Consider the following 12,964-nt stretch of genomic DNA (forward strand, 5'->3'; position numbering starts at 1 on the left):
AACGAATGGTCAATATCACCCATAAATCCAATACGCTACGTAAAGCCATTGCCGAAGCTTCGGTATTGGTATCCGGTCAGGATACCATTGATGCGATTGTTCAGCAGAAAGTTCCCAAGGGGGATGTTTTTTCCTTTGCTAAAGTGGCGGCATTGTTTGGGGTAAAAAAGACAAGTGAGCTAATACCAGATTGTCATCCGCTTCCTGTTGAGTATACAGATGTTCGTTTTACCATTAAAGATCTGAAGGTTGTAATAGAAGTAGAAGTTCATACCATTTACAAAACGGGTGTGGAAGTGGAAGCCATGCATGGAGCATCTGTGGCAGCACTTACTTTATACGATATGCTGAAGCCCATAGATAAAAATGTAAGCATTCAGGAAATTAAACTGCAGTCTAAAACCGGAGGCAAGTCAGATAAAAAGAAGTATGCAGATAAAGGATTGATTGCAGCTGTTGTTGTTTGTTCAGATACTATTGCTGCGGGCAAGGGGGAGGACAGTGCGGGGAAAGCAGTAGTGGAAGCCCTGAAAGCATTGGGTGTAGCCGTTCCTGTTTATGGCGTTATACCAGATGAAGCAGACGCAATCAGAAAAGTAGTAGAAACAAATACGCAAGAGGGAAATCATTTATTGATTTTAGTGGGAGGTACAGGTGTGTCTCCCAGAGATATAACGCCGGATATTATTCAGTCAATGCTGCAGAAGGAACTGCCGGGCATTATGGAAGCTGCCAGAAATTATGGACAGGATCGTATGCCCTATGCAATGTTATCCAGAAGCGTGGCAGGGTTGATTGATAATACCCTGGTGATGAGCTTTCCCGGATCCCTTTCGGGGGCCAGCGAATACATGGCAGCTTTGTTCCCCCAGATACTACATGTATTTGAGGTAATAAAAGGGAGCCGCCATACTTTATAATGCTGGCAAATGAGCATACTCCACTTCTTCCAAAGGATTGAATATGCCCCTGTTAAAATCTTTGGCAAGCGGATAGGCAGTTAAGGATGCTTCTTCTGCCTGATAACTGGCAATTTCCTGTATCCTGTTTTCTCTGATGGGACTAATCCACTCTTCTGCCAGTGCAGTGGGTAGTATGGTGGGCATTCTTTTTTTCGTGTTGTGAATTTTTTCCATGAAGCCATTTGCCTCTGTGGTAACAATGGCAAAACTGTGCACCATTTCACCGGATAATTGATCGGTCCAGGGCTGCCAGATGCCCGCCATGAATAGCAGGTCTTCCTGTTTATTTGCACTGTGAATATAATAGGGATAAGCAATCGGCTTTTTATCTTCTGGTCGCTGGTAATGTCTCCATTCAAAGAAACCCGTACTTAAGACCAGGCATCTTCTGGCTTTTGCTGCTGCCTGATAAACTTTGCTTTCCAACAGTTTTTCTGCAGTGGCATTGAGCGTGTTGTATTTTTTTCTGCTCTCTTGTAACTCTCCCAGATTTTTAATAAACCAGGGTATGAATTCCCAATGTGCCAGTTCCGGCTCCCATTCACCAGCATTGTTTTCAATAATAATAGGCCAGGATTGATATGCAAATCCAGACTGCACCGTAATATCGGTTGCCGGAATTGATTTTGTTTTTCCTTTGAGTTTGATCTCTTTTTTGGCAGGTAATTTCAATGAGTTATAATAACACATAGGGGATAAATCTAGCGTGAAATTCGCAAAATTTATAGAATATAACTAATGGTTATAAACTGGCTTTTCCTTACCACCAGATTTTTTGGTTTGTTTGTTAATTTAATGCCTCACGATTTTTATTCATTAACCAAAAACTAATTCGCATGAAGAAACTTTATCTATTCAAAGTTTTTTTAGTAATGCTGTTTGTGCTGAAGGGCTCTTTTGCAGAGGCACAGGGCTTTACGGCATCAGGTACTGTAAAAGAAGCAGTCACGGGTAATCCGCTGACGGGAGTTTCTGTTGCAGTAAAAGGTACCAGCCTGGTAACTACCACCGATGCAAAGGGAAATTTCTCCATTAAAACCAATGCAAAGTCAGCCGTACTGGTTTTGAAGTATGTTGGTTTTAAAACAATGGAAGTTACAGTGTCCGATAGCAAACCCGTAGCACAGTTTTCTATGGAAGAAGAAGTAAGTGCCCTGAAAGAAGTTGTTATTACCGGTCTGGCTTCTTCAATTAAAAGATCGAATCTGGCAAATGCCATTACCACTGTTTCTGCCAAAGATTTAACAGGAACTACGCAGATACAAACGGCCGATGGTGCATTATACGGAAAAGTTTCCGGTGCCAATATCCGTATGAATTCAGGTGCGCCGGGTGGGGGTATCAATATTCAGTTGCGCGGTTTATCCAGTTTAACACAGGCTTCAGCTCCATTGATTGTTTTGGATGGAGTATATATCAGCAATGATTTTCAGCGTTCGGGTAGAGCTTCTGTTACCGGAGCTGGTGCCGCCAGTCAGGATGACGGGGCCAATCGTTTGGCAGATATCAATCCAGCAGACATAGAAAACATTGAAGTGCTAAAAGGGCCTTCAGCAGCTGCTATTTATGGTACCCGTGCAAATGCCGGCGTATTGGTGATAACCACCAAGAAAGGTGCTGCAGGAAAAACCACCATTAGTTTTGGACAGGATATAGGGATGGCTACTCCTTTAAGAGTGATGGGGGTAGACAATTGGAGTGAAGCAAAAATTAACAGCTTCTTTCCAGCTGCCAGAAGACCTATTGAATTAACCAGATTTCAGAATGCAGTTGCCAATAATAATTTCGTGAATTACGAAGATTATTTTTATGGCAATACAGCAACTTTACTTAACTCCCGTTTAAGTATTCGTGGAGGAGATGAAAAAACAAAATTTTTTGTTTCCGGGTCCTTAACCGATGAGGGCGGTATTGTAAGAAGAACAGGATTTGAAAGACAATCCATTCGTGCTAATATTGAGCACAAGTTGTCTAAAGACATTGTGCTTACTGTAAATTCAAATTATATCAGAACCAATACCGACAGAGGGTTTACTGGTAACCAGAATAACTCAGGTGCAAGTATTGGATATAATATTGCGTACGTTCCTAATTACTTTGATTTAAGACCGGTAAATGGAGTGTATCCTGATAACCCTTATTTCGCAGAGAACCCTGTTGCTGTAACTGATAAGGGAATTAATAACTCTCTTGTAAATCGTTTTATTCAGTCTTTTGGATTAGACATTAATCTTTTCAAAAAAGAAAATTCTCAGTTGAAGTTCAGATTGAACGGAGGACTGGATTATTTACAGAATTCTACCAAAGTGTATCTGCCCGATGATCTGCAATTCCAGAGAGGTCAGGCAAATCCCGGAGATGTATTAATTGGAAGACAGGAAACCATGAATACCAATATCCAGGCAGCTTTGGTGTACGACTGGCAGGTGAAGCGTGTGAACTTCAGTACACAGGCCGGTATTGTGCGTTTAGACTTTAAAAACAGCGGATTATTTAACAGAGGTCGTGGTTTAGCTCCAGGCCAATCGAATATTAAGCAGGCCACAGTACAGGAAGTAGAATCTCAGTTTGAAAGTACACAAAGCGATGTGGGTGTGTTTTTGCAACAGCAAATGAACTTTGAAGATAAAATCATAGGAACAGTTGGTATGCGTTGGGATAAATCGAATACCAATGGAAATGTAAACAGATTCTATGCTTTCCCTAAAGCTTCATTGGCTGTAAACTTAACCAATTTTGATTTCTGGAAAATCAATGCTATTTCTCAGTTCAAACCCAGAATTGCTTATGGTCAAACAGCAGGGCCTGTGCCTTTCGGTGCTACATTTACTTCTTTGGGTGGCGTAAATATTGGTGGCTTACTAGGTTCAACTGTGGCAACCAGCGTGGGCAATACCAATATTTTACCTGAACGTGCAGAGGAATTAGAGTTTGGTATTGATGCAGGATTTTTAAATAATAAAATCTTGTTCGAAGCCACTTATTATATTAAGACAACCAAGAACAATTTGCAGCCATTGACATTGTCTCCTGCAACGGGTGTGGTAAGTACCATCAGTAACGAAGCAGAGATGAGAAACAAGGGTATTGAATTGGGATTATCCGGTACAATTATTCAGAAACCCAATTTCAGGTGGTTCTCTCGTTTGTTATGGTGGAAGAATGATGTGTTGATTACCAGATTGGGTATTCCATCTTACACAACTGGTGCATTCGGTACTGCCTTGGGAACCTTCCTGATTCAACAGGGTCTGCCTCCAACAACAATTGTGGGAACTCCTGCCATATCTCCGGGAGTGTTTACTGTTTGGGGTAATGCACAACCCGATTGGACTACTTCCTGGTCTAACAATATCACTTTCCTTAAAAACTTTGACTTAAGTATTTTAACTGAGTACAGAAAAGGCGGAGATAATATCAATCTTACTTCATTCTTAACCGATGGAGGTGGTACAACAAGGGGCTGGTTTGATGATAGCAACCGGGATGGAATTCCAGATGGTCGTCAGCGTCCACCAGCGCCATTCAACAACGCAGGTCGTTGGGTGCAGGATGCTACCTTCCTGAAAATCCGTGAAATTGGTTTGTACTACACACTGCCAAAAGAAACATTGAGCCGTACATTCGGAAATATTATTCAGCGTGCAAGAATTGGTGTTTCAGGTAACAATGTTTTCATGGCTACCAAATACGTAGGATACGATCCGGAAACTTCCACATTTGGTGCACAGGCAATTGCCAATAACGTGGATGTGGCTCCTTATCCTACTTCCAGAAGATTATTTTTTCACCTACAAATTGATTTCTAATACCTAGGCATATGAAAAAGTTTAAAATACTATTTGCAACCGGTGTGATAGCAACCCTCTTTGGTTGTAATCCACTTAAAGTAAAAGAATTAACGGATCCCAATAATCCGAGTGAAGCAAGTGTTACCAACAATGCATCCAGAAGACAGATTCAGTTTCTGGTAACAGGATTGGAACAAAGACACAAGGGTTATGTTACCAATATTTGTCAGGCCTGGAATACTTTTGGCAGAGAGATCTGGTATCTGAATGCATCCGATCCCCGTTTCCAAACTGATTGGCTTGGACAAGCGGGTCGGTTACCTGATGCGGCCTATTTTGGATTTGGTGCAACAGGAGGTGGTTCCTACGCGTCTCCTTATCAGGCTATTAAGCAAGGCTTGGTATTAATTGATGCAGCCAATAATTCAGGTGTACTTACTGCACAGGAGAAGAAAGCAGTAGCGGGTTTTGCCAAAACCATTATGGCATATCAGTATCTGATACCAGCGAACTGGTTGTATGAAAACGGAATCAGAACCGATATCAGCGACCCTTTGAAGCCCGGACCTGTAAGATCTTACACTGCTGCACTTGGTTTTATTGATTCATTGTTAACCGCAGGATATGAAGATTTAAATAATGCCGGTTCTGTGTTTCCATTTACGCTAACATCAGGATTTAATGGCTTTAATAATATTGATGGATTAAAGCGGTTGAATAAAGCCATTACTGCTCGTGTAGCCATTTATCGCAGAGACTGGCAGGGTGCTTTGACTGCCCTGAATCTTTCCTTTATGAATTTGACAGGTTCATTAACAGCAGGTCCCGCACACACTTTTGGAGCGCCGCCGGATGGGTTCAATCCTATGTTCTATGTGCTGGATGCCAATATCAATACCATTATTGTTGTACATCCTTCTGTGCTGGCGGATGCCACACCAGGCGATGCCAGAGTAGCAGCGAAGTTTCATCAGCGCGCAACGCCTGTAACCGTTACCACAGATGCTACTCCTCTTGTTGGTACTCACCAGGATAAAAGATGGGCAACCAATACGGCACCCATGCCATTCATTAAAAATGAGGAATTGATTTTAATTAAGGCAGAAGCGCATGCGCAGTTGAATCAAACCACTGATGCAGTTAATGCAATTAATATCATCCGCACTGCGGCCAATATTGGTAACTACACTGGTGCTACCACACAGGCGGCATTGATTAATGAGATACTGTATCAGCGTCGTTATTCATTATGGGCTGAGCCATGGGGACACAGATGGATTGATGCCCGCAGATACGATAGACTAAATACCATTCCTACTTCCTTTGATTTAGGAACCATCTTCAGACAATTCCCTCGCCCTCAGGCAGAAATTAACTGGGATTTATACGCGGGTGGATAATATTTGGGGGATTGATTATTTATAACAAGGAGGTCACATTATGTGGCCTCTTTTTTTATAATCCAATCACTTCTATATAATTGGATTTGCCAGGCCTGCTGCCTACGGTAGCACGACATCTGCCACAATTAGGTTCATCTTTTGGAGCACTCAGTAATTTAACGGTAATAACCAATCCGGTTAAATCACTGGTTAGTGTTTGCATTTTGTTTCTGTCTGCACAACTGAAAGTGGTAAAGAAAACGTTGTTGTAGGTTTTGCCCTCGAATGCAAAACCATTTTCGGCTATTTCTGAAGATTGTTTGTCTACCAGCTGAACGATGGCGTCATTGCAAACTTCTTTGATAATTTTTACGCGGAATGTGGTATTGGTTAAATTATCATTTTTGGTACAGGAGAGTTGTAGAAAGCTGAATGCTATAATACCTATAATAAAAATTCTCATGATTAATTTTTTCAATAAGACGCTTTAGTTGGGTAGAGCGCTGCTTCGGGATTGCTTCGCAAATCTAACGGGATTGCCAGCCTCGCTGTTGCAGTAGTTCTCCATTTGTTTACGCCCTCAAGCAAGCTTGGGTTGTCCCCAAATGAAGAACGCCTCTTCAACTTCGTTGAAAAGGCGTTTGTAGCCGGTACGGGAATCGAACCCGTCTTTGCCCCGTGAAAGGGGGCTGTCCTAGCCGATAGACGAACCGGCCATGGTTTTTGTCTTTCGGGTTGCAAAAATAAGAGGCAATTTCTTTTCTGCCAAACTTTTTTATCAAAATACCCAAAATCATTTGATAAACTGTAAATTTGTCCCTCTAACGCAATTATTTACATAAAAACATTTATCAATGAGTACAGTAAAAGTGGCTATTAACGGTTTTGGAAGAATCGGTCGTCTGGTATTTCGTCAGATTTACAATATGAAGGGAATTGATGTGGTTGCTATTAACGACCTTACTAGTCCAGCGGTATTAGCTCATTTATTGAAGTACGATAGTGCACAGGGTCGTTTTGATGCAACTGTTACTTCTACCGAAGATTCTATTATAGTTAATGGTGAAACCGTTAAAATATACGCTCAGAAAGATCCTTCTCAAATTCCTTGGGGAGCCCACGGAGTAGATGTAGTAATTGAGTCAACCGGATTCTTTACTGATAAGGATAAAGCTGCTGCGCATCTGACTGCAGGTGCTAAGCGTGTTGTAATTTCTGCACCAGCAACAGGAGATTTAAAAACAGTTGTATACAATGTAAACCACGCCATTTTAGATGGTTCTGAAACCATTATTTCCTGCGCTTCTTGTACAACCAACTGTTTAGCTCCAATGGCTAAAGTGTTGAATGATCAGTTTGGTATCCAGACTGGTATCATGACAACCATTCACGCATATACCAACGACCAGAATACCTTGGATGCTCCACATCCTAAAGGCGATTTAAGAAGAGCAAGAGCAGCGGCTTCTAATATAGTTCCTAATAGTACTGGTGCTGCTAAAGCAATTGGTTTAGTTTTACCAGAGTTGAAGGGAAAATTAGACGGAAGCGCGCAGCGTGTTCCAACCATTACTGGTTCTTTAACTGAACTGGTTTCTATCTTAGGTAAGAAAGTAACAGCTGAAGAAGTAAATGCTGCTATGAAAGCGGCTGCTAACGAAAGCTTCGGATACAACGAAGACGAAATTGTAAGCACCGATATCATTGGTACTCATTTTGGTTCATTATTCGATGCAACACAAACCAAAGTAATGACCGTAGGTGATGCACAAATTGTGAAAACCGTAAGCTGGTACGATAATGAAATGAGCTACGTAAGTCAGCTGGTAAGAACTGTAAATTATTTTGCAGGCTTAATTAGCAAATAAATTATTTTAAATTCTACCAAAAGCCGTTCTGATAATTCAGGACGGCTTTTGTTTTTTGGTTAAATTGCCAACAAATAATTTTTATGGCAAGTCCTTTTGAATCGTTTCATTTTGCTGGAAAGAAAGCATTAATCCGTGTAGACTTTAATGTCCCTTTAGATAAACAAACTTATGCAATAGGCGATGATAATCGCATGCGTGCAGCGGTTCCTACAATCGTTAAAATATTAAATGATGGAGGTTCTGTTATCTTAATGAGCCACCTGGGGCGTCCCAAGGAAGGTCCTGAAACCAAAAGTTCTTTAATTCATATTACCGGCCACTTACAATCCCTTCTTACTAAAGCAATGGGAAAGGAAGTGCTGGTGCAATTTGCCAATGATTGCATTGGACAGGAAGCCATTGATAAATCAGCAGCATTAAATGCTGGCGAAGTTTTATTATTAGAAAACCTTCGTTTTTACAAAGAGGAAGAAAAAGGGGATGCTGAATTTGCAGAGAAGCTGAGTAAGTTGGGTGATGTATATGTGAATGATGCTTTTGGTACAGCACATAGAGCCCATGCTTCAACAGCAGTTATTGCACAATTTTTTGCTCCCGAAAATAAAATGTTTGGCTTATTGATGGAGGGAGAGGTAAAAGCGGCAGAATTGGTTTTGCACAAAGCAGAAAAACCTTTTACCGCCATAATTGGTGGTGCCAAAGTGAGTGATAAAATTCTCATCATTGAAAACTTATTGGAAAGAGCAACTGATATAATCATTGGCGGAGGAATGGCATACACTTTCATGAAAGCAAAAGGTGGTGCCATCGGTAAAAGTTTATGCGAAGATGATCGTTTGAATACGGCACTTGAAATATTAGATAAAGCTGCTGCAAAAGGAGTAAACATTCATTTGCCGGTAGACAGTTTGGTGGCGGATAATTTTGCTGCTGATGCAAATACGCAGGTAGCAGACAGCAATCAGGTTCCCGATGGCTGGATGGGTCTGGATATTGGTCCGAAAGCAATTGAAGCATTCACTGCTGCCATCACCCGCTCAAAAACCATTTTGTGGAACGGCCCCATGGGAGTTTTTGAAATGGAAAAATTCCAGGCAGGCACCAAAGCAATTGCTGTTGCAGTTGCCCATGCTACCGCTAACGGAGCTTATAGCTTAGTAGGAGGCGGAGATAGTGTAGCTGCGGTTAATCAGTTTGGTTTTGCCGATCAGGTAAGTTATGTAAGTACAGGAGGAGGAGCGATGCTGGAATATTTTGAAGGTAAAGTATTACCAGGCATTGCTGCCATATCCAATAGCTAATTAAGCAACATCTTCACCCGTAGCAGCTTTCATTAAAAAGAACCAGTCTTCTCTGGTTAGTTTGATGGAAGCTGCTTTTTTCGCCTGTTCCAGTCTTTCTGCCTTGGTTGTGCCGATAACAGGAAGAATACCTGCCGGGTGCGTATTCAGCCAGGCAATCAGCATTTCATTCAATCCCATGGCATATTTTTCAGACAGTAAATGTGCCGCATGTGAAATGCTTCTGAAGTGGGGATGCAGATCATCCGTTAATAAGCCTCCACCCAAAGGTGCCCATGCCATTGGCACTATATTATTCTCAATACAATTGTCTAAAATGCCATTGCTGAACGGAGATGTCCGGATAATGGACACTTCTATTTGATTATAATCTATCTGAACCCATTTTCTCAGCATATTTACCTGATGGGGTAGAAAATTAGAGACACCAAAAGAACGGACTTTCCCTTGTATTTTCAATGACTGAATAGCTTCAGCAACTTCTTCCGGATCTAATAGTGGATCGGGCCTGTGAATTAATAATACATCCAGGTAGTCTGTTCCAAAATTTTTCAGGGATTGCTCCGCTGAGCGAATAATATGTTTTTTACTGGTGTTATACGATTTGATACTATGTTCGGGTCGGTTTTCAGTAAGCATCTGAATGCCACATTTGGTAATCAGTTTAATTTGCGGACGGATGGTCTTGTCCTCTTTTAAAGCTTCTCCGAATTCTTCTTCCGTTGTATAATCTCCGTAAATATCTGCGTGATCAAAACTATTTACGCCAATTAATAAACACTGATCAATCATCTGGCGATAATCGTATGTAGTAAAATTGGCACCCCATTTTCCCCAACGCATGCAGCCTGCAACAGGACTGCTTAGTGTCATATTATTTTCCATACTTAAATATAAAAATAAAAAAAACTCGTTCTGACTGCAGAACGAGTTTTATAAATCGGTAGGATTGTTAGATTAATATCTGTTGTATCCGCCACCGCCGCCGTTTCCACGATCGCGATTACCGCCACCGTATCCACCGCCGCCGCGATTACCACCACCGCCAAAGCCGCCGCGATTACCGCCGCCGCCACCATAAGGCTTCTTCTTAAATCCGCCTCTTTCGCCTTCTGGGCGTGGTGTTGATTCGTTTACAACAATTTTACGATCCATAACATCAGTATCGTGTAATGCTGCGATAGCTGCACGGGCAGCATCATCATCAGCCATTTCAACGAAACCAAAGCCTTTACTACGGTCGTTGTTAAATTTGTCGGTAACGATTTTGGCACTGCTTACTTCACCATAGGGAGCAAACAGATTCTGAAGGTCTTCACTAGACATGTTCCAGTTAAGATTTCCAACGTAAATGTTCATTTTTTAGAAATTAAGTGATCAAAAAACCAAAGCAAAAATAGTAACCAAAAACCCTGAAACATTTACGTAAAAACGTTCTGAGACCTGGAACTTCCGCATTTGGACAATTAAAGATAGGGTTTTTACTGAATTAGCAGCATTTTTCCAAAAAAATGACAATTCTATATCAAATTCGGCAAAAATACCGCGAACGCGGTATTGTGGGCATTTGGGACTAAAGATACTTTCACCCCTAAATATATTTATGATGAAAGGTGGGTATTTATCCGTTCTTCTTTGCCTTTGCATTTTTGCAAATGCCCAAAAAGTTAATGTAGTTTCCTACATTTATGAAGATGACCGGTTTGGTTTGTCTAAGTTTACGAATGTCATTAATGCAGATTCCACAGGCTTCGGCATTGAGAACGGAAAATATATTTTCGCTAATTATCACAAGAAGCCTGGTCATTCCAATTGGGTGACGAACAGTTTTGGCATGAACAGTAATGCCAATACCAGTTATAAAGCCTCTGTTATGCAGTTGGAAGGTTCGCAGGATTATTCTTATGGGATGGCTTTGAATGTGGAAAATGGGTCGAACTATATTCTATTTGGTATTGCTAGCAGTGGTTACTACATTATTGAGAGCATGAATAATGGTGTTTCAACAAAAGTTTCTAAAGGCTGGGTTAAATCTTCTGTGGTTAAATCAGGCTACAATGTGTTAAATGATTTGTATGTAGAAAAAAAGGGAATCAGTATCAGTTTTTTTTGAATGATGTTCCTGTTATCAGTTATGAGATAAGTCTCTCCAAGTTTTCTCCTAAAGTGGGCATTTTTGCCAGCAGCAATATGAAAGTTGCATTTGATAAGTTGGAAGTGGATCAATGGGTAGACCAGAAGCAGGTATATGGAAAAATAGTTCCCGGATATAGCCCATCCAATAAGTTCCCAATATCCTCAAAGCTTTATCCAACCAGCTCTAAAAAAAGCGAACTATATAGTGTTAATCATGGGGCATTTGAATATTGGTATGGTATTATTGACAAAGATGGTTATCGGGTGACGGATCCGGTTTTTAGGTATGCTTATCAACAAGGCGATTGGGTTGTGGGGGGAGTTGAAGCAACTAATACAGTAGGTGTATTTGATTGGCAGGGAAATATTATTATACCTCCCATCATGCAAAAAATAAATTCTACCATTTACAATGGGACTGCCTATTTCTCCTGCCGTTCAGCGTCCGGACTCTGGGGTTTAATGGATCAGAATGGAAAAACACTCCTGCCTTTTGTGTATAGTTATATAGACCTGGTTTCTGAAGGATATGTTTACATGAAAAATTCAAAAGGATGGGGTGTTGCTGATTTAACAGGAGCCATTAAGGTTAATCCCGGAAGCATAGATGATGCAGATGAAGCAGCCAAGAGGTCATTTCGGTTTCCAGTCAGAGTTCGTCAAGGTCAGTTTATTGCAAAAGCCAGTCGTGGAGATGGAGGCAAGAAAGGTGTAATGGATGTACAGGGCAAATGGGTTGTAATGCCTAAGTATTTTGATATTGATTACGTGGATACCAATCAGTCATACATTGTGATTTTACCCAAACCTAAAGACCCCAATCGATTGGTGAAAGGCGTCATTGATAAAAATGGCAGGGAAATCATACCTGCAAAATATTCAACCTTGATTGCTGTAGGTAAAAATTATATAGTGGCAGAAGGGGATGATCCTTTAGGTGATGATAAAATTGAGACTGATGAAGTAGAAGATCTACTTGATTATCTGGATGAAATGGACGAAGAGGAGGTAGAGGATAATCGGAAGTGGGGAGTAATTAGTGCTTCAGGAAATGAGCTTGTGCCATTAAAATATTCAGATATTACAATGAGTGCGGATGTCAATGTCTTACAATTAAAACAAATGGTTACCGGTGCAAAAAAGCACACCCTTTCACTTTTTGATCAATCCAATAAATCAATCCTGAATCTTGCTGCCTATGAAATTGACAATGTGGACAGCATTTTATTGAAAGAAAAGCCCAGGAAAGACTACAGACGTAATTATAGTTTTTATGCGGATGGTCTGATTAATGTGGCTAAACTAGGTAAGTGGGGATTTCTGGATAAGTCTGGCAAAATCCAGATACCTTTTCAATTCGATTTTGCTACAGGCTTCAGTAATGGCAAAGCCATGGTTAAAAAGAACAAAGATTGGTATTATATAGATAGAACTGGTAAGCGAATGCCAGATACAGAAATTCAAAAAACATATTCAGACAAAGAGCTGCCACCTATTCGTTAGGGGGGTATAGAAAAATAC

Annotated in this window: 11 protein-coding genes and 1 tRNA gene; 7 read left to right on the forward strand and 5 right to left on the reverse strand. The window is 40.9% G+C overall.

Features of this window, described 5'->3' with window-relative positions; all coding sequences use genetic code 11:
- Positions 1-5 precede the first annotated feature (5 nt).
- Positions 6-920, forward strand: coding sequence for a bifunctional molybdenum cofactor biosynthesis protein MoaC/MoaB (moaCB, locus tag P767_RS0100680; protein ID WP_026763000.1), 915 nt, complete (start codon positions 6-8; stop codon positions 918-920).
- On the opposite strand, the gene P767_RS15150 is transcribed toward moaCB, so the two are convergent.
- Complete coding sequence (locus P767_RS15150) at positions 915-1,652, reverse strand: SOS response-associated peptidase (RefSeq protein ID WP_051416949.1); 738 nt, start codon at positions 1,650-1,652, stop codon at positions 915-917. The two genes, moaCB and P767_RS15150, sit on opposite strands and share 6 nt — an antisense overlap.
- Before the next feature lie 146 nt (positions 1,653-1,798).
- Here P767_RS15150 and P767_RS0100690 point away from each other — a divergent pair, with 146 nt between their 5' ends.
- Together P767_RS0100690 and P767_RS0100695 are read left to right on the forward strand one after the other, a co-directional pair.
- Positions 1,799-4,771 (forward strand): SusC/RagA family TonB-linked outer membrane protein, encoded by a 2,973-nt coding sequence (locus P767_RS0100690; RefSeq protein WP_026763001.1) that lies wholly within the window; start codon positions 1,799-1,801, stop codon positions 4,769-4,771.
- 11 nt (positions 4,772-4,782) lie between these two features.
- On the forward strand, positions 4,783-6,153 hold the full coding sequence (locus P767_RS0100695) for a RagB/SusD family nutrient uptake outer membrane protein (RefSeq protein WP_026763002.1): 1,371 nt from the start codon (positions 4,783-4,785) through the stop codon (positions 6,151-6,153).
- Positions 6,154-6,208: 55 nt separating this feature from the next.
- Here P767_RS0100695 and P767_RS0100700 read toward each other — a convergent pair whose 3' ends face one another.
- Together P767_RS0100700 and P767_RS0100705 are read right to left on the reverse strand one after the other, a co-directional pair.
- Positions 6,209-6,598 carry a hypothetical protein gene (locus tag P767_RS0100700; protein WP_026763003.1) on the reverse strand — a complete coding sequence of 130 codons (390 nt, stop codon included), beginning with the start codon at positions 6,596-6,598 and terminating at the stop codon, positions 6,209-6,211.
- A 181-nt stretch (positions 6,599-6,779) separates the two neighbouring features.
- Positions 6,780-6,851: transfer RNA gene (locus tag P767_RS0100705), tRNA-Glu, on the reverse strand.
- A gap of 138 nt (positions 6,852-6,989) precedes the next feature.
- Here P767_RS0100705 and gap point away from each other — a divergent pair.
- Positions 6,990-8,003 (forward strand): type I glyceraldehyde-3-phosphate dehydrogenase, encoded by a 1,014-nt coding sequence (gap, locus tag P767_RS0100710; protein WP_026763004.1) that lies wholly within the window; start codon positions 6,990-6,992, stop codon positions 8,001-8,003.
- Positions 8,004-8,086: 83 nt separating this feature from the next.
- The gene (locus P767_RS0100715) at positions 8,087-9,307 is read left to right on the forward strand and encodes a phosphoglycerate kinase (RefSeq protein WP_037351470.1); all 1,221 of its coding nucleotides are present in this window, start codon (positions 8,087-8,089) and stop codon (positions 9,305-9,307) included.
- Here P767_RS0100715 and P767_RS0100720 read toward each other — a convergent pair whose 3' ends face one another.
- A complete protein-coding gene (locus tag P767_RS0100720; protein WP_037351472.1) occupies positions 9,308-10,192 on the reverse strand; it encodes an aldo/keto reductase in 885 nt (294 codons plus the stop codon).
- Between the two features lie 72 nt (positions 10,193-10,264).
- Positions 10,265-10,666: an RNA recognition motif domain-containing protein gene (locus tag P767_RS0100725; protein ID WP_026763007.1), complete on the reverse strand. Its 402-nt coding sequence runs from the start codon at positions 10,664-10,666 to the stop codon at positions 10,265-10,267.
- Positions 10,667-10,910: 244 nt separating this feature from the next.
- Between P767_RS0100725 and P767_RS0100730 the strand changes: the two genes are divergently transcribed.
- Both P767_RS0100730 and P767_RS0100735 read left to right on the forward strand, forming a co-directional pair.
- The gene (locus P767_RS0100730) at positions 10,911-11,420 is read left to right on the forward strand and encodes a hypothetical protein (RefSeq protein ID WP_026763008.1); all 510 of its coding nucleotides are present in this window, start codon (positions 10,911-10,913) and stop codon (positions 11,418-11,420) included.
- The gene (locus tag P767_RS0100735; RefSeq protein WP_026763009.1) at positions 11,417-12,946 is read left to right on the forward strand and encodes a WG repeat-containing protein; all 1,530 of its coding nucleotides are present in this window, start codon (positions 11,417-11,419) and stop codon (positions 12,944-12,946) included. The genes P767_RS0100730 and P767_RS0100735 overlap by 4 nt, the downstream gene beginning before the upstream one ends.
- The last annotated feature ends 18 nt before the right edge of the window (positions 12,947-12,964 follow it).

This window comes from Sediminibacterium salmoneum NBRC 103935 (assembly GCF_000511175.1).
GTDB lineage: Bacteria > Bacteroidota > Bacteroidia > Chitinophagales > Chitinophagaceae > Sediminibacterium > Sediminibacterium salmoneum.

Excerpts from the sequence above, each read along its gene's own strand:
- moaCB (WP_026763000.1), top strand. The coding sequence starts at position 6 with ATGGTCAATATCACCCATAAATCCAATACGCTACGTAAAGCCATTGCC.
- P767_RS15150 (WP_051416949.1), bottom strand. The coding sequence starts at position 1,652 with ATGTGTTATTATAACTCATTGAAATTACCTGCCAAAAAAGAGATCAAA.
- P767_RS0100690 (WP_026763001.1), top strand. The coding sequence starts at position 1,799 with ATGAAGAAACTTTATCTATTCAAAGTTTTTTTAGTAATGCTGTTTGTG.
- P767_RS0100695 (WP_026763002.1), top strand. The coding sequence starts at position 4,783 with ATGAAAAAGTTTAAAATACTATTTGCAACCGGTGTGATAGCAACCCTC.
- P767_RS0100700 (WP_026763003.1), bottom strand. The coding sequence starts at position 6,598 with ATGAGAATTTTTATTATAGGTATTATAGCATTCAGCTTTCTACAACTC.
- gap (WP_026763004.1), top strand. The coding sequence starts at position 6,990 with ATGAGTACAGTAAAAGTGGCTATTAACGGTTTTGGAAGAATCGGTCGT.
- P767_RS0100715 (WP_037351470.1), top strand. The coding sequence starts at position 8,087 with ATGGCAAGTCCTTTTGAATCGTTTCATTTTGCTGGAAAGAAAGCATTA.
- P767_RS0100720 (WP_037351472.1), bottom strand. The coding sequence starts at position 10,192 with ATGGAAAATAATATGACACTAAGCAGTCCTGTTGCAGGCTGCATGCGT.
- P767_RS0100725 (WP_026763007.1), bottom strand. The coding sequence starts at position 10,666 with ATGAACATTTACGTTGGAAATCTTAACTGGAACATGTCTAGTGAAGAC.
- P767_RS0100730 (WP_026763008.1), top strand. The coding sequence starts at position 10,911 with ATGATGAAAGGTGGGTATTTATCCGTTCTTCTTTGCCTTTGCATTTTT.